The organism is Mesorhizobium sp. M0500 (assembly GCF_040321165.1).
Lineage (GTDB): Bacteria > Pseudomonadota > Alphaproteobacteria > Rhizobiales > Rhizobiaceae > Mesorhizobium.
This window is the reverse complement of sequence record NZ_JAMYRB010000017.1, coordinates 48763-68652: the sequence shown is the minus strand read 5'-3', so window position 1 is coordinate 68652 and position 19890 is coordinate 48763. Positions and strand designations below refer to the sequence as shown.

The following is a 19890-nucleotide window of genomic DNA, read 5'->3' as shown; positions in this document are numbered from 1 at the left end:
CGCAGGTGTTATCGATGCGAGGGAGAAAGGCCATCATGATGCAGTTGATCACGCCGGATTGCTACGCTGAGTTCAGCGACGAGCTCGAGCAGATGCACCGCTTGCGGTATCGCGTCTTCAGGGATCGACTTGATTGGGACGTTTCGTTCAGCGGCGGCTATGAGGTCGATCCGTTCGACGCGCTTCGTCCCCACTACCTGTTGCTGCGTGCGCCCACCGGGTGCATCGACGGCTGCGTGCGCCTGTTGCCGACCACCGGACCGACGATGCTGCGCGACAGCTTCTGCGCTCTCCTTGCAGACCGTTCGGCGCCGGAAGATCCGCGGGTTTGGGAAAGCAGCCGTTTTGCGCTTGATCTGCCGCCTTCCGCGCCGAAACAGGCGGGCATCGCTATTGGCACCTACGAGCTGTTTGCCGGGATGGTCGAGTTTGGGTTGTCGCGTGGTCTGCGCAGCATCGTTACCGTAACGGATCTGCGCATAGAGCGGATCTTGCGTCGCGCCGGCTGGCCACTCGAACGGCTGTCCGATCCGCAAACAATAGGCAACACGCGCGCTGTTGCCGGATATCTCGACGTCTCAACAGAGAGCTTGGAAGCCCTCCATCGCAATGGCGGGCTCAAGGGCCCGGTACTGTGGACACCGGTCATGAAGATCGCCTGAGCCTGGAATCCAACCCTTTCTTGGAAACGATGCAATGGACGAAATAGTACCTGGCCCTGCCTGGCCGGACAGGCAAGATGATGGTGACTATGGCTATGTCGAGCGGCTGACCAGCCGAGGCTGGGCCTGGGAATTCCTCAGGCGCAATCCGGACTTCCAGAAGGATCTGGCGAACGCGCTGCTCGGTGCCGAACGCACGAACGCCCGGTCCGTGGACATTATCAGCCTGCCGTCGAACACTGTTGATCTCTCTCGGTGGGGCCTTCTGTTTTGCAAGCTCGAAAGGAACTGATGCGAGCGTCTTTTGGTGCCCCTGGCAATGTCCGCATGTTTTACCGGTTGCTGCCGAAATGGCGGCGCGGCCGCGCGGGGTCGACGTGCTCGATCTCGCCGCGCACTCCTGCCGCATCTCCATACTCGTCACGCGGGATGGGCATCAGCACGTCCTTGTCGAGGACAGTGGCAGGAGCTTGCAGCTGGCTGCCTCAGGCGTCAGCATCCTCGATGCTGTGCGATTAACATCCTCCGTCCTCTGGTCGCCAAAGGAACTGAAGCAACGCCTGAACGCGTTGGAATGTCTGAACAGCCTCTGTTGGACCGGCAGGCTGCAACCAGGATTCTTTCCGACCGAGCCCCGTTGCTCGCGGTTGCGCCGCGTCTTGCGTGCGCTCGACGGCTCCATCGCTGGCGCACCACACCGCGAAATCGGCCTTGCCCTCTTCGGCAGAGCCCGCGTCGAGCAGGACTGGGCCGACCCCGGTGACCATCTTCGCGACAGCGTCCGCCGTGCAGTCAGACGCGGGCGCTGGCTCATGAACGGTGGTTATAAGCGTTTTCTTCTATAACGACTGTCACCATCAGGCCTTTGGCCAGAGAACAGCTCTTTGTACCCCGCTATCACCAGCCAGTGGGCGCGCGCGAGATGGCTGCGAACCGCCCTTTGGGCGCGCGCTGGCTCTTGCACTGGATCGATGCCCAATATCGCCTGGGCCATCTCTTCTTCGCTCGCATTGTCGGCGCATGCGTCTATGAGCTTCAAATAGGTCGTGAAGTGTTCATCGTCGTAAGCGGTCAGGCTCTCCGCCCATGGGACCTCGTCGGCAACAGCAGGTTGGAACAATCTGTCTACCATTTCATGTCTCGCCTAAGACCTATTCCGCGCCCGCGCACGGCACAATATCCTAAAATGGGATAATCCGAAACTGGGATTAGTCGGTGAGCCGGTTGCTTCTTGGCCGGTTCGTCTGATGCCGAAATCCCTTCGATCAACTCGCCAGCGCCGGCTGCTAAAACGGCTGATTGCGGCGCGCAAAACCAAAGGGGTCACCCAGACCCAGGTTGCTGATATGCTGGGCCGCCCACAATCCTTCGTGGCCAAGTACGAGGGTGGTGAACGTCGGCTGGACGTAATTGAGTTTCTCGACGTTACCGAGGCTCTCGATATCGACCCTTGCGAGCTTCTGGCACAAATGCGCCGCTCTCGTGACCTGTAGATGGCGTTGCGCTTGGACTGCTCAACAAAAGCCCTCAACAGGGGCCTCGTCCGCGATCGGCGCATTCGGTTCAGAGTGTCGCGCCACTGTCCTATCTCCGATAAATCGGTTCCACGCAGCCGCCCGCGGGCCAATTGAGACCTCCGGTGAGGAATACATATTACGAGTTGGCACAGGCCCTCGGCGTGAGCCACATGGAACTCGGTCGGCCCGACAAACAGGCCTGAGGCTTTCGCAGAGACCGGGTCTTTTTCAATCAAGATGACGGCGCACCCGATCGCGCATGCGAGGGCGTAGAATACCGACCATGCGCCGCTTCATACCGGTCAAGATAGACGACAACCAGCCGGCATTGCTGCTGGTCGACCTGCCCGACAGGCTGATCCGCAATCGCACGCCACTCGCCAATGCGATCCGCAACTATCCGACAGAATATGGGCTGATCGCCGCCATAGAATGTGCAGATCGAACCGCTGCTCGAGCGTATCTTAGCAGATGGGACGCTGCCGGATTGGCGGCGGGAGCTGTTCGCGCTTATGCTCAAGAAATATGCGCAGTGCAAACACATCTGAAAGATGTCCACGCCAGATTGATAGCTTTACATCGGGCCAAGGAGTGCAGACAGCGCCTGGCGCCACTCCCGGTGTCGGCCCCAGTGGGGCAGGACCGACTTGCGTACCCGCCGTAGGCGGTGAGGTGAACCGGGGCACCCCCGTTCCCGTTCGCTGGACCGACCTGCGTATAGGGGATCATCTCACCATCGGTCGAGACTGCCTCGTGGCACGTCACCACCAGCCCGGATGCGTCGAAATTCTCCGGGTTGCCCTTCAGGATTACTGGAGCGCCGAGAGGCGCCGCGGTATTGAGGTCTATAGGAGAAGCTTCCGCGGCGTGATCGGGTCCTGAGCCGAAATGAGGACCTCTCCATTGGTCTCGTGACGTTCCGCATCGAGTGACCCGAGGTGAACTGTGCCTTCGGCAGGCACGGTGTCCAGCGCTCGGCGCGTCCATTCCTGGCGGTCGGGGGTGAACATCTCGAAACGCGGATCGAGGTTAACGAGGTAGGAGAAAATGAGCTTCCCGTTATTCCAGAAGAATGACTGCAGGGAGCGCCTGTCGCCTGGTTCGAAGAGGGTGGCAAAACTGCACCTCGTCGGCGATGAAGGAGGAAAGCGAGATGCCGATCAGCGCGTCCGCGGGGTGGGGCACCAACTGGGAAATCGTTTCAGAACAACCGATCAGAGCGCTGGGTCTCATGCCCGACATCGTCGATGATCTGACAATGAGAGCAACTGTAGGGCCGCCAAGGCGCCAGATGGCGGACAACCACGGATTATATGGCGCCGACTTCCGCGGGCCAGTCGAGCTGCCAACTCGAGGAATGACTCGAGTTCAAGTTGTGGGGGCCGGCCGTTGATGCGCGACGAAGACTTTGAACCGAAGCCCCGCAAAAATGCGCGTCACCCCCGGCGGAAATACCACGGTCGCTGCCGTCAGCCAATCTTGCTCGTGGTTGGGAAAGTCGCGGCAAGGGAACCTTCCATGGCACCCGGGATCGGGCGCGGTGCCGGCGTCTGCAGCGAGCTTGCGTCGCGTGACCGCTTCGCCGCCTTCCAGCCGCGCCTCGTCATCAAGTCCCGTGTCGTCAAGCTGGATGGAAAGGGGACTTCAGTCGGCGCGCGCTGATCTGCGCTATATCCACCGCGCTGGCATTCGATAGCAAGCCCGTGGGAACTCTATGATCCGGAGGATGGCACGACCAGCGACCGTCATCAGTTCAGCTTCATCTTTTCGGCCGAGGGACGGTGACCGATACCAGGATCTGGGCGTTTCGAGCCGAGGCCGGTCGCGACAGCCTCTTCCGCCCGGGCAAGGAAATGTTCGAGCAAGTGGAGTGTGTGTCTGAGCAGCGCAAGGCGCTGACGACGCACATAGTTTGCAAAAGCTGACGCCTCACGAGCGCGGGACGAGGATCCGCCGGACGGAACCTGCTGTGAAAGGGCAGACCGCTATATTTTACATGCGGCTCGGGTAATCAGGCTTGCCTCGTAACCGATGCACGGCTAGCCAAGTCAATACCCAGTCGGCGGTGGTATTAAAACGGATGTCATAGGATTCGCCCGCAGGTAATTCCCTGCAAAGGGTTTGTGTTAGGTGCAGCCGCAAGCATCCGTTCGCAGGGGGCGTCCGTAGTTCAGCACAGTCGAACCCAAAAAAGCGCCGCACCACCGGGTAGAGTCCTTTGAAAAGTGTCTCCTTTGCCGAAAAGAGCAGCGTTGCCAGCCGATCTGGAGGGAGCGCCGTCTGTCGTGCAATCAAGGCACGTTCACGCTGGTTAGCCGTCATGCTCAGGATCGATTCCAGCGCGTGGCCGCTGGCTATTGCCTCGATGTCGACACCAGCTTGCCAGCCTGGGTCGCCTTTGGCGAAACAGGCGCAATGCCCCCGCGCATGGGTGATTGAACCAACTGAGCCTTTTGGCCAGACTGGGGCGCGATCGGGACCGATGGGAATCTCAGTAGTAAGTTGGCCCAGCGCCTGCAACGCCGCGTCCGCCATCGCGCGACCGGCCAGAAATTCGGCACGGCGTAACGGTAGTGCCGTGCACAAGCTGGGAGGGAAGGCCAAGGCGAGCTTATGAAACAGATCTTCCGTGTAGCACTCGAAATCGAACCGGCCATGCACAAGAACCGCATCGACGTATCCCGTGTCGTGCAAGGTCACGTCTTTAAGAAATCCAAGCGAACGGGCAGAAAGAGCAATAAGGTGCCTGGCGGTTGAGGCGCGCATGCTGGAGGCCGCGCTCACCGCCACAGGGCCCAGCCTAGACCCCATCGCCGTAGACAAACGCAAGGTTCTCCTTCGGCTCGGGAAAGCTCAGTTTTCGCGGTGGCGACCGCATGTTCGGCGAGCGTGATCATGGATGATTTCTCCTCAGTCTGTGCCGCAGCGATAGCCCGAGCATGGGTCGTGCCAGCTAGGAAAATCCTTTCAGAACAGTGCGATCATTCCGATAGCACTGTATCATCCGACATCGTCGAAGATCCGACACCGAGTCTAACCGTGACCGCCTGTCCGTTCCTGTGCGAACTCGGTGTGCGCGGCGGAAAACTCAACTCACCGCGAACTGGTCAACTTGCATCCGAGGAATGACTCGATTTCAAGGTGTGGGCCGACCATTGATGTGCGACGACGACTTTGAACCGAAGCCCCTGAAACATGCGCGCCACCCGCAGCCGCACATACTTGGATCGGGCGCTGCCGTCAGTCAATCTTGCTCGTAAGAGGGCGGTGGAAAGTCGCCGCACAAGCAACCTTCCATGCATCTGGATTTGGCCTGGCGCCGGCATGTCCGAGTGCGTGCGACCGCCGTTGCGGTCGTGTCGTTCTCGTTGAGAATGGGTACGGCGCCAACTTTGAGAACTCGTTGAAGGGTTGAAACCGCATTGAGGCGGCGATGCTGATCATCTATATCTTCGCGGGTCAATAGTATTTGCCAATCGCCAAACTATGGCGTTTAAACTCTGTTCATAGGCACGCATGAGTTGAACCTGACCGATAGCGGCGACCGTTTGTTTCTCCTCAACTCTCAGAGATCTGTCCAAATAGTTGAGTGACTTGAGCCAGATGTGACGATGATCACCTGCTGCCCGCGTGCGAAAAATCGGACGACATCCTCTATTAGTGTCTCAACCCAAGAACCGCGTATTTCTCCGGTTTCTGGATCGCCGATCAGTGCTGAGCCAATCTTCACTATCAACCGGCGAGCCGAAACCAATCGGATCGAGCTTGTTGGTGCGGCCGCTGAGTGTTGCTGCACTGGAAGTGAAGACACATCTCTCCAATCTCACCTATCCTGAGCGTCACGGCCTTCGAGGGGTATAAGGGCGCACGAGGCGCCCTTGATTTCAGATCGGCTGTCAGCAAGCCGCGTCGCCTTGGTATCAGAAACGGTAGGTGACGCCTGCGCCTATCAACCACGGATCGAGCGCAGCCTTCCCCGTCAGCTTCGCGCCGTCGACCGTGACGTCGAAGTCTGGCTTGAGGAAAAGCTTCTTCACGTCGAAGTTGACGCCCCAGTGCTGATCCACCATGTAGTCGAATCCGACCTGCAGCGCGGTGCCGAACGTATTCTTAACCTTGAGAGCATCGGCACTGCCGGCACCCTGGTTATAGAAGATCGTGTAGTTCACGCCGGCGCCTAAATAGGGCTTGAACGCGCCTAAATCGGTAAAATGATACTGCAATGTGAGCGTGGGCGGCAGCAGCCAAACCTTGCCGATATTGCCCAGCCCGCCGATCGTACCTTGGCCCCCGATGTTTGCATAGGTGGTGCCGAGTATGAGCTCGGCGGCGATGTTGTCCGTGAAGAAATAGGAGATATCGAGTTCCGGCGTCACGGTGTTCGAATACGAAAGATCGGAGCCGGGCACTGCATTGACGTAGCCCGAATCCTCAGTGACGACCCCCAACGCACGCAGGCGGATCTGCCAAGGGCTTGGCGCTTCCGTGACCGAGGCTCCCGCCTGCGGGACGCTCGCCGCTTGCGCAAGGTCCGCCGCGACGGCTTGCTGTCCCATCACAATGAGGACAACGGCCGCTGTTACTCCCCGCGCCGCGCGCACTTGGTTTCTCGCCATGATATTCTCTCCTTACGCTTCAGAAATGTGGACTGAATTACGAAAAATCTTGCTCGAATTGCTTGATATTGGCGGAGCGCTCGTGCCCAGTTTGCTTCGCGGCTGGGACCGCAGGTTCGGCGCGCATGATCATGGGATGATTCTCCTCTTTCCGTGCCGCAGCGCGTTTTGCGGACTGCGCTGCAGGTGTCGTGCCAAATGAGAAAATCATTTCATAACAATGCGATCACCCTGATGGCGCTGTGTCTCATGTCCGACATCGTCGAAGATCCGACAACGAACGCAGCCGTGACCGCCTGATAGAACCTCCTGTGCCACTCGGTGGGCACTGCGGAATAAGCAGTGAAGCTCACCGCGAAACTGCCCGAGCTTCGGATCGACATCGGCGACGGGGCCATCGACGACCACTACGTCGCCGGTGTCGGGCGCGGCACAGCCGGAAGACTCCGCGGCGGCGATCATCGAATAGCTGCGTTACGATGGCTCCATCTTGGCCCACCGGTGGGCGCGCAAAAGGCTGCTTTGCGGCCTCATCCCTCCGCCTGGATTGAGTCGCAGGGACCGAATGGCGCACGTGCTTTTGGAACCGGCAGAGTGGCCATAACGCAATTGTCTTCCGGCTATCTTTACAGAGATTCGACAATCCAGTTGGTGAAGGTCCCATATCGCGCAAAGCATTGATGCGCTTAGGTCTGGGCATGCGCCCATCCGCAACCATCTCATCAAGAGCATCGATCCGACACCAACATAGAGAATTGCTTCCCCCTGAGAGAGGCCTCGCCGCGGACATGAGATTGCGTCACTCTTCATGATCGCGGCCTCCGAGGATGTCGTGATCGAGCCAGTGCAACGGCACGATAGGGCGAAGGATCTGGCAGCTCTTGCAACTGCCGACCTCGATGGGAGAGGCACATCGCGATCTGTCCGGCAGAGACACAAGATTCTGCACGTCCGTTCATGAAGACGTCGTGCTGGTCTCCATAAGAGAAGTATTCTGGTGCAGAAAGTGCCCGATTAGCTATTCGGAAAAAGGCGACATCGACGTGCAAATCGAGCGCCGTCGTGAGGCGTCCCTCAATGTCGGATTTCCGACAGGATCGCAAATCCGCCATCCCATTGTTAATAAAGTTTTCCTGCTCTGGCACGGCCCATGCATGGGGTTCTGCGAACGCATCAGCGAGACCTCCTCCACGATCATGCGCACCGAAAATGCCGTCGCCGCAGTGAAAACCGCGCTCTCGCCTGCCATCAAGCCGCCGAAAGGCCGGCGCGCCATGGTTGAGGCGGGCGATTGCGCCGGCTTCAAACACCTGAATGGGCTTGGAAAGCGTCTCGCGTGATGGCGACGCGGGCATCCAGACGGGCGGAAAGGACATACGTCGTGCCCCACCTAGCCGGTATGACCCGTCGATTGTCACCGCGCTGGAATGCTCGGGTCTACATTCGACAACCCGAACGCGCAGGACAATTCTCGCAAATCCGGTCGGCACCGGGGCTCGAAAACGCCCGCGAGGGGAGCCCAATCGCTGTGGCCGATATTCGCCGCGAACAACCCGCCGAGTGGGAAAAAACCTATAGGAGCAAAGCAAGTGGAGCTATCTTGCATTGGAGTCGGTGCTGGGCCCTCTAATTTGAGTCTTGCGTGTCAGATACACGAGCAAGTTGGGCAAGGGGCACTGTTCCTGGATCGGCAGGTCGACTTCCGCTGGCATCCAGGCATCGCATTCGATTCCTCGGAGCTCCAGGTCAGCCACTTCAAGGATCTGGTCACGCTGGTGGATCCGCGATCAGCCTACACCTTCGTAAACTACCTGCACGAGCACGGGCGTTTGTACCACTTCCTGAACGCACAGTTCGAGGCTGTGTTCAGAGCTGAGTTTGAGCAGTACCTGAACTGGGCCTTCCACAGGAACCCACTTGTCCATGGCGGCGAGACCGTGCACGAACTCCGCTTTGACGGCGCGTTTCGGGTGCGGACCGATAACGCGGTTCTCGGCGCCAGAAACGTCGTGGTTGGCATTGGCAAGCAGGCGCAAATCCCGCCTCAGTTTCAGGGCTGGATTGGACGCAACCTGTTCCACTCATCTGTTTTACTGCACATCCACCCTGAGGTGCGGAGAAAGCATGTCTGCGTGGTCGGCGGAGGCCAGTCGGGAGCCGAGATGATGTTGCATCTTGTCGGCCTGCCGAAAGAACGGCGGCCTGCCTCGATCACTTGGGTCTCGCAGCGCGAAAACTATCTGCCTCTGGACAACAGCCCGTTCACAAACGAGTTGTTCATGCCCTGCTTTTCGGATCGTTTCGCGGCGATGAGCGAGTCGCAGCGTAAGCTGCTCCTGCGGCGTTTCGTGCTTGCCTCGGACGGCATTTCGGAAAGCACGTTGCGCGCGATCTATCAGGCGCTGTACCGCCACGCATTTTTCGAGCCAAACCGATGCGACATCACATTGCGGCCGGGCTGCACCGTCTCGCACTGCATCAACGCCGGCGCGGGTCACAGGCTGACCCTGCAGCACGGCATGGTCGAGGTCGAAGAAGTCACGGCTGACATCGTCATCCTGGCCACCGGTTACGAGAACGCGATGCCAGACTTCTTGGAACCCATCGCGCACCGGCTGGAGGAGATCGACAATGAATTAGCTATTCGCGAGGATTTTTCGGTGAGCTGGGACGGACCGCCTGACAGACGCATCTTCGTACAAAACGCGAGCCTCGGGCAGCGCGGCCTGGCCGATCCGAACCTAAGCCTGCTGGCCTGGCGCGCGCGCCGCATCCTCGATAGCCTTCTTGGGCGCGCGCCATGCGCGAACCCCGAGCATCCTGGCTTCATCAGCCATACCTCGATCGAGAGCTGGCCCGCCCCCGCAGCCGAAGAAATGGGCAGCGGGATATGACTCGTACACTTTTGATCATCGGCGGTGGCATCCTAGGAATGATTTCCGCCTCCGCTGCGGCGAAGGCCGGAGGCTTCTCCGAAATCATCGTGACCGAACAAGCCCTGGACCAAGCGGCGCATCGCATTATTCTGGGGGCGTGCATTTCCCCTACGGTTGTCAAGACCGTACCAGGTCGCTCACTCGAAAGAGCGCCGTGGTCTTGGCGGCCATGGCTGGGTCGGCGGTCAGCGGATGGTGCCGGCCTTTAGCGATGCGTGTCATGGCTGGACCGGGTGAAGCGATTGATCCGGCCCAGCTTACGGAACCCCGGGACCCGGCTGAGCCTGACATAGGTCTCGCGCCGATCTTCTGCGGACAATATTCGCCGGAGCGGAACGCACTTAGCATCGCCGTCCCACATGACGTGAGTCCGTCTCCGTGGACCCGCAACTTGACCAGCGCGCGACTGCCCAATTGGGATGTCCGACCAACCAGTCTTTCCAACAGGAGGCTTTTCGCATGTTGACTGATGCACAAAGAGAAAAGTGGCAGAAAGACGGATACGTCAGGCTCGAAAGGTTCTTCGCTCCAGCGGCTCAGGAAGATATCTCTATTTTTGTCGAAGATATGTCACGCTGGGATGTCAGCGATGATAAATGGCTCATGTGGTTCGAGAAGACGACGGACAATCGAAAGATCATCTCCAAGATCGAGAATTTTCTCGACTTCCATGATCCATTGCGTCGTTTGCTCTTAGAAGATCAGCGCATAAAGTCAGCGGTCGAGGATTTGCTCGGCGAAGATTCGCGTAGGCTCAAGGAGTTGCTGATTTTCCACTACCCCGACAGCGGCGGCTATCTCCCGCATCAGGACATTTATCACATTCCACACAAACTCCCCGACCGGATGGTCCATGCGGTGGTTGCCATAGGCATCGACGACTCCGACCCGGAAAACGGCGGGCTTTTCTTCAGCCCCGGCAATCACAAGAAGGGGGTGTTTCCCATGGATGCCGGTGGGGTGATCGATCCTCAAGTCGCCGAAATGTTCTCCTGGGAACCCGTAGTATGGAAGGCTGGCGACATCTTCATCTTCGACGATTACGCACCGCACTACTCACGACCGAACAAAAGCAATCGTTCGCGGCGGACACTCTACTTGGTGTTCCAGCGTGCTTCAACCGGTGGACCGACCCGCGCTGAATATAACGTGCTTAAGCGCGCCCTTAACCCGCCCGAGGGCAAAGTGGCCGATCTCGACAAACTCAAGCCCCCAAATGGCATTTTCTATCGCGATTGAGCTCACGCAGCCAGGCGGAGGCATGCACACGAAACTGATCGACCGCTCAAAAATGCGCGGAGAGTATGGCGTTCTGATTTGCGGGCTCGCGGAGCATCGACCGCAGCCCGTTACGACGCTTTGGCACGTGGATTGTGGAGGTGGTCGCAGGGCGGTCTTCTATGACGCCTACAGCCCGACTGGCGCCCCCCTCGTCGCCCGCCTGGCGGCCCAGAGCCGCATTATTCTGGCCGGGGCCGCCAACGGGTTGGGCTGCCGACTCTCTGCGCAACTTGCACAAGAGGCTGTTGCGTTGGCAGCCGAAGGTCCCACTGCTTGAACAGCTTAGGTTCATTGTCATGCGCAAATACACGTTTTCTCGAACGGAGCTGTCGCGGGCGTTCGGTATCGACACGGCCACGCTTGGAACGGGCAGCGCTCGCACGGGGTTTTCATTCGGAAAGGTTGGACCCGGCGTCACATCCGAGCCCCATCGGCACGACGAAATCGAGGCCTTCGTGGTCCTGTCTGGCGCGGGCAAGGTCACTACCGACCGTGGGGAAATCTCGGTCGAGGCGGGCGATGTCGTTCTGTTCCACCCTTTTGAAGCGCATGTGCTGCGCAACCATGGGGACGAAGACCTAAATTTCGTCGATGTTCTACTGGCGAGACGGCGAGGCCGCCCACGATGCCGCTGCAAAGACCACGGCTCCACGCGGGCCGATCTTCGTCTTCTCCACGCCGCCAACGCCAAATGGCGATCTGCATCTGGGGCATCTTTCTGGCCCCTATTTCGGCGCCGACGTCTATACTCGTTTCCTGCGCATGAAAGGAGTCGAAGCATATCACCTCACTGGAAGCGATGACAACCAGAGCTACGTCACGACACGCGCCGATGCCGATCAATCGACGCCTGCAAACGTGGCGCACTACTACGCCGACGAGATTCGCGCCACGCTTGCACTTTTCGATTGTGAGGTCCACAGCTTCCAACTCACGACGGGCGATGACGGTTATTGCGAGTTTCAAGCCGCCTGTTTCCGCAGTCTTCTGAGCAGCACGGCGGTAGATCTGCGCCAGAGCCCTGCGCTTTTCGATGCTGTGACAGGCCACTATCTTTACGAGCCGGATGTTAGCGGCCTCTGCCCCGATTGCGGCGGCTCCGCCGGTGGCAACATCTGCGAGGAATGCGGCGCCCCAAACCTTTGCCACGACTTGGGTGCAGCCCGGTCACGGCAGTCTGCCGAGGCGCCGCTGGTCGGCTCCGTCCGCCGCCCGGAACTTGCCTTGGACCGATGCTACGACAATATCGACCGGCATCTAAGGGCGTCGGGCGTCCCGCTACGGATCTTGGATGTCTTCGCGCGCCTACGCCGACGCGGCAACTTTTCAGTGCCCATTACCCACCCCTCGGACTGGGGCCTGCCGGCCGAAGGGTTCCCGGGGCAAGTGATCTGGGTCTGGCCGGAAATGGCCTTCGGTTTTCTTTACAACATCCAGGCGCTCGGCCGCTTGCTGGGTCGCGACTGGAAGGCGGAGATGCCCGGCAACGACTGGCAGATTGTCCATTTCTTCGGCTTCGACAATTCGTTCTACCACGCGCTACTCTACCCCGCTCTTTACGCCGAGGTCTTCTCCCACTGGACGCCACGCATCCACTATCACGTCAACGAGTTCTACCTGCTCGACGGCAAGAAGTTCTCAACCAGCTGCCGCCATGCGGTCTGGGGCAAGGAGGTTCTGAGCCCAAAGACAGTCGACGTCGTGCGCCTCCATTTGGGCCTGACACGCCCGGAAGGTGAGCGGACGGATTTCACGCTGGACGCGCTGCGCCGCACCGAGAACGAGGTGTTCCAAGGGATTTGGCTGAACTGGCTTGATGCGTTGAACCAGGAGATCAAGCAGGATTTTGCCGGCCGTGTACCCGATGCAGGCGACTGGAGCCCGGTCGACCGCGCCTTCTTTGCTCGGATAGAGATCTATCGCGCGGCGATGGAGCGCGCCTATTCGGACGAAGGCTTCTCGGTCCGGCGCGCGGCCGCTCAGGTCTGCGATTTCGTGCGCGATAGCGTGATCTACCGTCGGGCGCGACACTATGCGGCGGCGCGACGTTTCTATCCCGCCCTCAATCGGACTTCGCTAGCCCTTCAGACGACGGCCGCTGCGATCCTGGCACCGACACTCGCTCCGCTGATGCCCCGATTCGCCAGAACGCTGGCGCGAGGCATCGATGGGGTCTCAACCGAAACATGGCCCCGGTCCGTCCAGCGCCTTGCGCCCGGGACGCGCTTTGATCTCGGACCCGTGTTGGTGTTCTACGCCAAATCCGGCAATCCTCATCTCGATGAGGAGGAAGCACTATGAGCCCAAAGGTGCACCAGTGAGCTATCCCAATCTCGACCAGATCTGCGCGGCAATCAAAGCCAATGATGCCAAATATCTTTACTCGCTGTCACTGGCGACCGAAGCCGCTATCAGACGGTAGAGACGAGATTGGCGGAGCTGAACCAACGCATCGTGGACACCCTGGCCCGCCCCTTCGAGGACCGCTCGGCCGATCGCTTCCCAGCCCTTGCTGTTTCGTGCCGCAAATGCCGTGTGGGCTCGACTGCGCTGACCAACCTCTTCGGCATCGCGGGATTTCCGTCCTCCAGCCGGTCAAGACTGTCATGCGGTTCGAGGCGCTTGGTCAACCTGGCGCGCCCTGGATCGTGCGCCGATCACCGGAAATGTCGAATGCGAATGCCTGCCTGATGGTATCTTCGATTCTGTCCGAGCCTGTACTGGCGCGGCAGTCGGCCGAAGAACAACTGAGCTACTGACAATCGGAAGGTAGCAGGTTCAAAATTCTGCCCCAGAAACCGGATATTGCGCACCCAGCGTTCACGATCGCGATGGTGCACAAGCTTCCAACCATACCCGCGCAACGACAGCCCGTCGCCTGAAGATAGTCGGCGAGGGCCGCCAAATCCCTCGCAAGCGTATCCTCCGTCACATGCACGCCGTCTTCGCCGACAATTCAGGCGCTTGTCTCGTCGAGAGATAAGTCCAGCCAGGGTGCTCCTTCACGATTGCGTGTTTGCTCGGGTACGGAGCCGCCCCTCAGTTCCCAATCGAGGAGCGATCCTACAATTCACATATTTGGAGATCGCTCGCTAGGTTACCCGGTCTGTGAACCCTGCAAGCCGAAAATTCAGATGCCGCCCATGCAGAGATATTTCATTTCGAGGTAGTCCTCGAGGCCATGGCGGGATCCCTCCCGCCCGATGCCGGATTGTTTTATCCCACCGAACGGCGCCGCTTCTGAAGACATCCGGCCGGTATTTACCCCGACCATTCCATATTCCAAGGCCTCGGCCACACGCCAGACACGCTTCAGGTTGGAGGCATAAAAGTAGGCCGCGAGGCCGTAGATCGTGTCGTTGGCCTCACGCACGACCTGATCCGCATCTTTGAAGCGAATAATCGGTGCCAGCGGCCCGAATGTCTCTTCTTGCGTGACGGTCATCTCGCTGGAGACACCGGTCAGGACTGTCGGTTGGAAAAAGGTGCCATTCGTGCCGATGCGTTTGCCCCCGCATCGAATTGCGCCGCCTTTGGCGACGGCATCGGCAATATGGGATTCGATCTTGGCCAAAGCGTGCTTGTCGATGAGCGGTCCGATGTCCACTCCGGGAGCGAAACCGTCACCAACTTGAAGTTGGCGAGCCCGTTGCACGAATTTCTCGACGAACTCGTCGTGAACGCCCGACTGGACGTAAAGGCGGTTCGCCGAAACGCAGGTCTGGCCGGCATTGCGGAACTTCCCCTGGATCGCACCGTCAACCGCGGCATCGATATCGGCATCATCGAAGACGATGAAAGGTGCATTGCCGCCGAGCTCAAGGCTGACTTTTTTGATCTGGTCCGAGCACTGGCGCATGAGAAGGCGCCCGATCTCAGTCGACCCGGTGAAGCTGATCTTGCGGACCTTGGGATTGGTACAAAGTTCGCGGCCGACCGCGTCACCTTCGGACGCATAGATCAGGTTGACGACGCCTTCGGGAAAGCCAGCCTGATGGGCGAGGGCGAACATTGCTCCCGCCACGAGCGGCGTCTGTTCAGCGGGCTTGAGGACGATCGTGCAGCCCGCCGCCAAGGCTGGCGAGATTTTGCGCGCCACCATCGAGGCCGGGAAATTCCATGGCGTTATCGTGCCAACAACTCCGATGGGCTGCTTGATTACCAGCATTCGGCGGTCCATCGATGGTGCGGAGATCGTCTCGCCATAGACGCGATTGGCCTCCTCGGCGTACCATTGCAGATACGCCGCAGCATGCGATATCTCCGACTTGGCTTCTGCAAGCGGCTTGCCCATCTCCGCTGTGAGAATCTCGGCGAGATCGTCGGCGTGGTCGATGATCAACTGATGCCATCGCCATAGAACGTCGCTGCGCTCACGTGCGGTCAACCCTGCCCATCCAGGCTGAGCGACATAGGCCTTGTCGATCGCAGCGCATGTCTCCTCGACACCCATGTCGGGTAGTTCTGCCAGCACTTCGCCAGTCGACGGGTTGAGGACCTCGAATGTCCGCTCGCTAGTCCGCGTGCCAAGTGCCGGCAGGCGATCAATGGGTCCAAACAGGTCAGGGGATCTCAGGTGACGGATCATCGGCAGGCACAGGGGCAATACCGGATTCCTCCTCAACGCAGCAGGCAATACAGCAGGTGCGGTGTGTACTCCGCGACGTCCGGGTTCCTTATAGGGCCTCGGCCAGACAGCTGGAAGACCACGGTACCCAACTGGAAAGGGAGAATACCTGAATACGCTAGAAGATGCCTCGCGGTTCTACTAGTCGAACGATTGAACAAGGGACACCGGCTTCGCCAGCCGCGCGGAGTGGATGCTGGTGGCCTGCGCCTACAATCTGCGGACCACGAATCCGCGACTCTATCGACTCGAAGAGAGGCTGGCCTGAGGAGGAGCGCACCCCAATAAAAACGCCTGAACCGGGAAATGCCTGGCAAGGCCCGCGAAAACCGCTCCTCGCGGTTTTAAACAGATCCCGTTTACCCGGCGAGCGCCCGCAAGATGAGAAAGAGGATGGAGAGGAACAGGGTGGCGAAGGCGCGCCGAGGGAAGACCGGCCGGCGCATTTGCATGGCGATGGAGCTCATGATCAATTCCCCGCCTGTTGCTGCGGCAAAAGATAGCCTGTCGTCGAATGGTCGAGCACCAGATAACGCGCGGCGACCGCCTTGACCTCGTCGGTGGTGACTTTGCGGACGCGGTCCGGCCTCTCGAGCACGTCCTTCACATTGCCACCGGTGGTGAGCGTCTTGCCATAAATGTTGGCGATGTGGTCCAGCTCGTCGTGCGCAAAAATCACCGAGCGGATATAGCGGTCTTTGGCCTTGTCCAGCTCGTCGCTGGTGACGCCATCCTTGGCGATCCGGGCGACTTCGGCAACCGCCGCCGCTTCGAGATCGACGAGCTTTGCATCGCCGCGCGGCGAGCCGGAGATGGTGAAATTGGTGTCGTCTAGCATGGTGCCCTGGAAGAAGGCGCCGGCCGCCGAGGCTATGCCTTGCTTGACGACAAGCTCCTGATAGAGCCGGCTGCGGTTGCCGCCGCCGAGGATCTCTGCCAGCAGGTCGAGCGCCTCGGCCTCGCCGGGCTCTGCCGTATGATAGGACGGCACCACCCATTGAGTGGAAAAGCTCGGCACGGAAACGCGCGCATCGGTCAGCGTCACTGTGCGCCTGGTGTTCTGCTCCGGCTCGACCGGGCGGTTGCGCGGGGGCAGGTCCGGCCCGCGCACAACCTTGCCATAGGTCTTCTCGGCCAGCGCCTTCACTGTCTCAGGCTCTACGTCGCCGGCCACCACCAGTACGGCGTTGTTCGGTCGGTAGTATTTGTTGTAGATGGTGAATGCGTCGGTGCCGTTCAGCTTTTCCATCTCCTGCATCCAGCCGATGACCGGAATGCGGTAGGGCTGGTTCTGCCGCAACGTCGCGTTGACCTCCTCGTCCAGCAGAGCCTGCGGGTTCGTCTCTCTGCGCCAACGGCGCTCCTCCAGGATCACGTCGCGCTCGGTCTTGATATCATCGTCGTTGAGGATGAGGTTGAACATGCGATCGGCCTCGAAGCCCATCATCTCACCGAGCGCCTGAGGCACCACCGTCTCGAGGAAGGTGGTGTAGTCGTAGGAGGTGAAGGCGTTGTCCGAGCCGCCGATGGTTGAGACGGCTCGGTCGAACTCGCCAGCGGCGTGGTTGGTCGTCGCCTTGAACATCAGACGCTCGAGGAAATGGGCAATGCCGGATTTGCCCGGTGGCTCGTCGGCGCTGCCGATCTTGTACCAGACCATATGAATGACGATCGGCGCGCGGTGATCGGGGATGACGACCACTTCCATGCCGTTGTCGAGCAGGAAATCCGTCACTTTGCCGTCGTCGGTGGCGGCCGGAGCCGGAGCGGTCGTCACCAGGGCCAGCGCGGTGGCAATGAATGCCTTGCGCAGCCAGGGGGACCGAAGTTTGATCGATGGCTCCCGTTGTGGTGGCTGGTCGAAAGGCAAGGTTCGAGGCAAAGTGATTTGTTCCTCATTTTGATGAAGGCGCTGCGTCCTCGTCTCCCCCAGTGGGAGGATCGGCGGGCAGCGCCGAGCCAGATGAGCAACCGTCTTCATGGTGCTAGGCCTTACTCGAGCCTCGTCTTTGGTTGGACCCAGGAGACCTGCGGCGGTATTTCTTGGTGATTTGATCATGGGGGGCGACTTCTCCTTGGTGCGTGACGCGTTTGCGGATGACTAGGCATGAACTGCGCCAGATCAGAAAACCGTTCGAGGCATGCGATAAATCGGGCGCTGCTAGTTGCGTATTCGACATTGTCGGACATCGGACAGGGCCGAACGCGACGCGCGCGCGGCTTGGGACGATATCTCCTTCGTTCGGAAGACGATTGGGCCCGCTGCCGGGGGAGCGGCATAGGATGCGCTTCGAATAGCCGCTGCACTTGTGAGTGAGAATTTAGCTGTTGGTCACCCCAGCGGAAGGCTGTCCTCGACAGGCACGCCAGGGTCGAGGCTGAACGGCAGAGGAGACAGGAGCGTGGCGGGTTCGAGCGCGTGGAGCCTTTTCGCGCGCGAAGACGGATCTCATCAAGGATCTGCGACAGTTAGGGAATATTCGCGAGGCGCTGGAAACGAAGATCGTAGGACATCAGGCGAGAAAGAAGGATGCGTTGAGCGCTTTTGGCGGATGAGCTTGCCCGAAGTCGTTGAGCGTGATGAGTTGCTGCGGGACAGGGATCGTTTGCGTGGGGCCTTGGTCGAACTTGAGGAGAAAACAGATTCCGCCCAAGCGCCGGACACAGTTTCCCAGATGATCCGAAAGTCAAATGTTGACGGATTCACCAGCGAACCGGGCGGTCCTAGCGACGGCGTGTCGCTGGAGGCCAGCCCTCGTTCGAGCGTCAGGACTCCAAGAGAACGGGACTTTGTCAGAGCCATCTGCGATCCCAAACTGAGACGTGCAAATATAGCAACGTCACGAAAAAGTTTTGCCGGCCGCCTACAAGCCACCGTCATTGATTTCAAACAGACCCGTTGTCGGAGGCTGATTACAGGTAAGGTCCGTCAACATCGCAGGTTCGTCAAATGGGCTTTTGAGATTGTGGCCATCTTGAAATCCGATGACATCAAAATAGTCTTGGGCCGTCATCGCTTTGCTGTGCGGATCGGCCTATGTAGCGCGCGGCATAGGGCCGATCAGACTGATCCGCATAGCGGGTTCGCGTGTTTAAACGGCGATGCCCTTGCGGCAGGTAGGCATCGCAGCTTACCGTCTATTTTCAGCAGTCCGCATCTTCCGCCGGCCTCATGCGGCAAGATGGCCTGGCGCCTGCTGCAAAGGCCTCTCTAATCGGGGCGGCCTCTGAGCTTAAGGCTATCCAGTCAACAATAGCCTGATCCTGCTCATTCTGATGCGCGCCAACCGCCGCGCCGGATTGTGGAACCGCTCGTGGCTAGCTTCTACCACAAACAGAAAGGTCATCAAATCAAGCAGGAAGTCGTCGATCGCTTGGGCGATTGTTTCTGACTTACCCTTGAACTGATCCAGCAAAACGCGCGCCTTATCGATCGCATCCGCGCTGGCCGCATCGATTAGACCCTCGATCGTCTTGAAACAATCCAATGCGAAACTCCTTATATGGGGATGGTCAACCACAAACGGCGTCACGTCGACATTGTCATGTACCTCCGGGCAATCCGCAGATCCATTCGATGGGTCCGTTTGCGTGACGCGGTTCGCGAACGAACCCAGTCCACCTTATATTCGGTCAGGGCGCATGCACCTGTTCCATGATCCCGCTTGCGGCGGATTCGGACCCAAGAGACGAAACCATTCTTCAACGGCGGCTGTTTGAGGCCATGAGTTTCGTCGGTTCGTCTACCGAGGATCTGCCAGGCCTGATCGGCCTGGAGATTGGGATCAGCAACTCGATGCGATCAAGCTCGCGGCTGATCTGCGCCATGAGCGCTGGCGGCAGTGGACGCCCATCTCCGGTAATGAGCGCGTCGAGGCATTTGCGTCGATCGCCTTTCAACGGTTCGTATCCGGACACACCTTGGCTGAACAAAAGGCCCTTTATCCTGTTGACGTGCCTGATCCGCTCGTTCGTCAGCGCCTTCCGCTCCCGCACCAACCGGCGACGGTCTTCCTCCTCCGGCGTTGGCACTCGCAACATCGCGCAAACCCGAGGCTCGCCGCGGTTGTAGGCCAACAACGCTCGAACCAGTGCTTCCCCATCAATCCTGTCGGTCTTGGCCCGCCGGCGGCGACGCGATGTGGCAATGGATGCCGGGTCCACGACATAACTTTGGGCCGTGCCAGAGCCTGCTGGCTGTAGGCGGTCGCGATGGAGTGCGCCAGTTGCCGCCGACCAATCAAGCCGGGC

Annotated in this window: 17 protein-coding genes and 3 pseudogenes; 12 read left to right on the top strand and 8 right to left on the bottom strand. The window is 59.5% G+C overall.

Translation table 11 applies throughout. From position 1 onward, the window contains the following. Positions 1-35: 35 nt before the first annotated feature. Genes NKI70_RS24575 through NKI70_RS24565 form a run of 3 tightly spaced genes read left to right on the top strand, consistent with a single transcriptional unit; the run spans position 36 to position 1507 of the window. Complete coding sequence (locus tag NKI70_RS24575) at positions 36-662, top strand: acyl-homoserine-lactone synthase (RefSeq protein ID WP_352725000.1); 627 nt, start codon at positions 36-38, stop codon at positions 660-662. Positions 663-696: 34 nt separating this feature from the next. Continuing rightward, the gene (locus NKI70_RS24570) at positions 697-954 is read left to right on the top strand and encodes a transcriptional regulator domain-containing protein (protein WP_352724999.1); all 258 of its coding nucleotides are present in this window, start codon (positions 697-699) and stop codon (positions 952-954) included. A gap of 58 nt (positions 955-1012) precedes the next feature. Further along, on the top strand, positions 1013-1507 hold the full coding sequence (locus tag NKI70_RS24565; RefSeq protein WP_352724998.1) for a DUF2285 domain-containing protein: 495 nt from the start codon (positions 1013-1015) through the stop codon (positions 1505-1507). Here the strand turns inward: NKI70_RS24565 and NKI70_RS24560 are convergent. Beyond that, complete coding sequence (locus NKI70_RS24560) at positions 1486-1794, bottom strand: DNA -binding domain-containing protein (RefSeq protein ID WP_352724997.1); 309 nt, start codon at positions 1792-1794, stop codon at positions 1486-1488. The two genes, NKI70_RS24565 and NKI70_RS24560, sit on opposite strands and share 22 nt — an antisense overlap. A gap of 115 nt (positions 1795-1909) precedes the next feature. Between NKI70_RS24560 and NKI70_RS24555 the strand changes: the two genes are divergently transcribed. From NKI70_RS24555 to NKI70_RS24545, 3 genes and pseudogenes are all read left to right on the top strand, one after another. Beyond that, positions 1910-2155, top strand: coding sequence for a helix-turn-helix domain-containing protein (locus NKI70_RS24555; RefSeq protein WP_352724996.1), 246 nt, complete (start codon positions 1910-1912; stop codon positions 2153-2155). Between the two features lie 301 nt (positions 2156-2456). Beyond that, positions 2457-2819, top strand: a pseudogene (locus NKI70_RS24550) (IS110 family transposase); the annotation flags it as partial. Positions 2820-3697: 878 nt separating this feature from the next. Beyond that, positions 3698-3841: a hypothetical protein gene (locus NKI70_RS24545; RefSeq protein ID WP_352724995.1), complete on the top strand. Its 144-nt coding sequence runs from the start codon at positions 3698-3700 to the stop codon at positions 3839-3841. A gap of 330 nt (positions 3842-4171) precedes the next feature. Here the strand turns inward: NKI70_RS24545 and NKI70_RS24540 are convergent, their stop codons facing one another. From NKI70_RS24540 to NKI70_RS24530, 3 genes are all read right to left on the bottom strand, one after another. Continuing rightward, a complete protein-coding gene (locus tag NKI70_RS24540) occupies positions 4172-4969 on the bottom strand; it encodes a 4'-phosphopantetheinyl transferase family protein (RefSeq protein WP_352724994.1) in 798 nt (265 codons plus the stop codon). Positions 4970-6099: 1130 nt separating this feature from the next. Continuing rightward, positions 6100-6735 carry an OmpW/AlkL family protein gene (locus NKI70_RS24535; RefSeq protein ID WP_352725034.1) on the bottom strand — a complete coding sequence of 212 codons (636 nt, stop codon included), beginning with the start codon at positions 6733-6735 and terminating at the stop codon, positions 6100-6102. Between the two features lie 267 nt (positions 6736-7002). After that, positions 7003-7257, bottom strand: coding sequence for a hypothetical protein (locus tag NKI70_RS24530; RefSeq protein WP_352724993.1), 255 nt, complete (start codon positions 7255-7257; stop codon positions 7003-7005). Positions 7258-7676: 419 nt separating this feature from the next. On the opposite strand from NKI70_RS24530, the gene NKI70_RS34010 reads away from it, so the two are divergent. The 6 genes and pseudogenes from NKI70_RS34010 to NKI70_RS24500 all read left to right on the top strand — a co-directional run bounded on the left by NKI70_RS34010 (position 7677) and on the right by NKI70_RS24500 (position 13771). Further along, positions 7677-8135, top strand: a complete 459-nt coding sequence (locus NKI70_RS34010) for a hypothetical protein (RefSeq protein ID WP_502898929.1) — start codon at positions 7677-7679, stop codon at positions 8133-8135. Positions 8136-8426: 291 nt separating this feature from the next. Continuing rightward, a complete protein-coding gene (locus NKI70_RS24520) occupies positions 8427-9689 on the top strand; it encodes a lysine N(6)-hydroxylase/L-ornithine N(5)-oxygenase family protein (RefSeq protein ID WP_502898928.1) in 1263 nt (420 codons plus the stop codon). A 501-nt stretch (positions 9690-10190) separates the two neighbouring features. Then, on the top strand, positions 10191-10970 hold the full coding sequence (locus NKI70_RS24515; RefSeq protein ID WP_352724991.1) for a phytanoyl-CoA dioxygenase family protein: 780 nt from the start codon (positions 10191-10193) through the stop codon (positions 10968-10970). A gap of 161 nt (positions 10971-11131) precedes the next feature. Continuing rightward, a pseudogene (locus NKI70_RS24510) lies at positions 11132-11548 on the top strand (cupin domain-containing protein); the annotation flags it as partial. Positions 11549-11603: 55 nt separating this feature from the next. Beyond that, positions 11604-13313 carry a class I tRNA ligase family protein gene (locus tag NKI70_RS24505; RefSeq protein WP_352724990.1) on the top strand — a complete coding sequence of 570 codons (1710 nt, stop codon included), beginning with the start codon at positions 11604-11606 and terminating at the stop codon, positions 13311-13313. A gap of 305 nt (positions 13314-13618) precedes the next feature. Next, on the top strand, positions 13619-13771 hold the full coding sequence (locus NKI70_RS24500) for a hypothetical protein (protein WP_023721441.1): 153 nt from the start codon (positions 13619-13621) through the stop codon (positions 13769-13771). A 371-nt stretch (positions 13772-14142) separates the two neighbouring features. Here NKI70_RS24500 and NKI70_RS24495 read toward each other — a convergent pair whose 3' ends face one another. From NKI70_RS24495 to NKI70_RS24480, 4 genes and pseudogenes are all read right to left on the bottom strand, one after another. Continuing rightward, positions 14143-15600 (bottom strand): NAD-dependent succinate-semialdehyde dehydrogenase, encoded by a 1458-nt coding sequence (locus NKI70_RS24495; protein ID WP_502898930.1) that lies wholly within the window; start codon positions 15598-15600, stop codon positions 14143-14145. A 508-nt stretch (positions 15601-16108) separates the two neighbouring features. After that, complete coding sequence (locus tag NKI70_RS24490) at positions 16109-17473, bottom strand: M16 family metallopeptidase (RefSeq protein WP_352725033.1); 1365 nt, start codon at positions 17471-17473, stop codon at positions 16109-16111. A gap of 1405 nt (positions 17474-18878) precedes the next feature. After that, entirely contained in the window at positions 18879-19127 is a 249-nt protein-coding gene (locus NKI70_RS24485) for a hypothetical protein (protein ID WP_352724988.1), read from the bottom strand. A gap of 253 nt (positions 19128-19380) precedes the next feature. Next, positions 19381-19857 (bottom strand): annotated as a pseudogene (locus tag NKI70_RS24480) (IS110 family transposase); the annotation flags it as partial. Between the last annotated feature and the right edge of the window lie 33 nt (positions 19858-19890).

Excerpts from the sequence above, each read along its gene's own strand:
- NKI70_RS24535 (WP_352725034.1), bottom strand. The coding sequence starts at position 6,735 with ATGGGACAGCAAGCCGTCGCGGCGGACCTTGCGCAAGCGGCGAGCGTC.
- NKI70_RS24555 (WP_352724996.1), top strand. The coding sequence starts at position 1,910 with ATGCCGAAATCCCTTCGATCAACTCGCCAGCGCCGGCTGCTAAAACGG.
- NKI70_RS24530 (WP_352724993.1), bottom strand. The coding sequence starts at position 7,257 with ATGATCGCCGCCGCGGAGTCTTCCGGCTGTGCCGCGCCCGACACCGGC.
- NKI70_RS24565 (WP_352724998.1), top strand. The coding sequence starts at position 1,013 with ATGGCGGCGCGGCCGCGCGGGGTCGACGTGCTCGATCTCGCCGCGCAC.
- NKI70_RS24515 (WP_352724991.1), top strand. The coding sequence starts at position 10,191 with ATGTTGACTGATGCACAAAGAGAAAAGTGGCAGAAAGACGGATACGTC.
- NKI70_RS24545 (WP_352724995.1), top strand. The coding sequence starts at position 3,698 with ATGGCACCCGGGATCGGGCGCGGTGCCGGCGTCTGCAGCGAGCTTGCG.
- NKI70_RS24560 (WP_352724997.1), bottom strand. The coding sequence starts at position 1,794 with ATGGTAGACAGATTGTTCCAACCTGCTGTTGCCGACGAGGTCCCATGG.
- NKI70_RS24505 (WP_352724990.1), top strand. The coding sequence starts at position 11,604 with ATGTTCTACTGGCGAGACGGCGAGGCCGCCCACGATGCCGCTGCAAAG.
- NKI70_RS24495 (WP_502898930.1), bottom strand. The coding sequence starts at position 15,600 with ATGATCCGTCACCTGAGATCCCCTGACCTGTTTGGACCCATTGATCGC.
- NKI70_RS24570 (WP_352724999.1), top strand. The coding sequence starts at position 697 with ATGGACGAAATAGTACCTGGCCCTGCCTGGCCGGACAGGCAAGATGAT.
- NKI70_RS24500 (WP_023721441.1), top strand. The coding sequence starts at position 13,619 with ATGCGGTTCGAGGCGCTTGGTCAACCTGGCGCGCCCTGGATCGTGCGC.
- NKI70_RS24575 (WP_352725000.1), top strand. The coding sequence starts at position 36 with ATGATGCAGTTGATCACGCCGGATTGCTACGCTGAGTTCAGCGACGAG.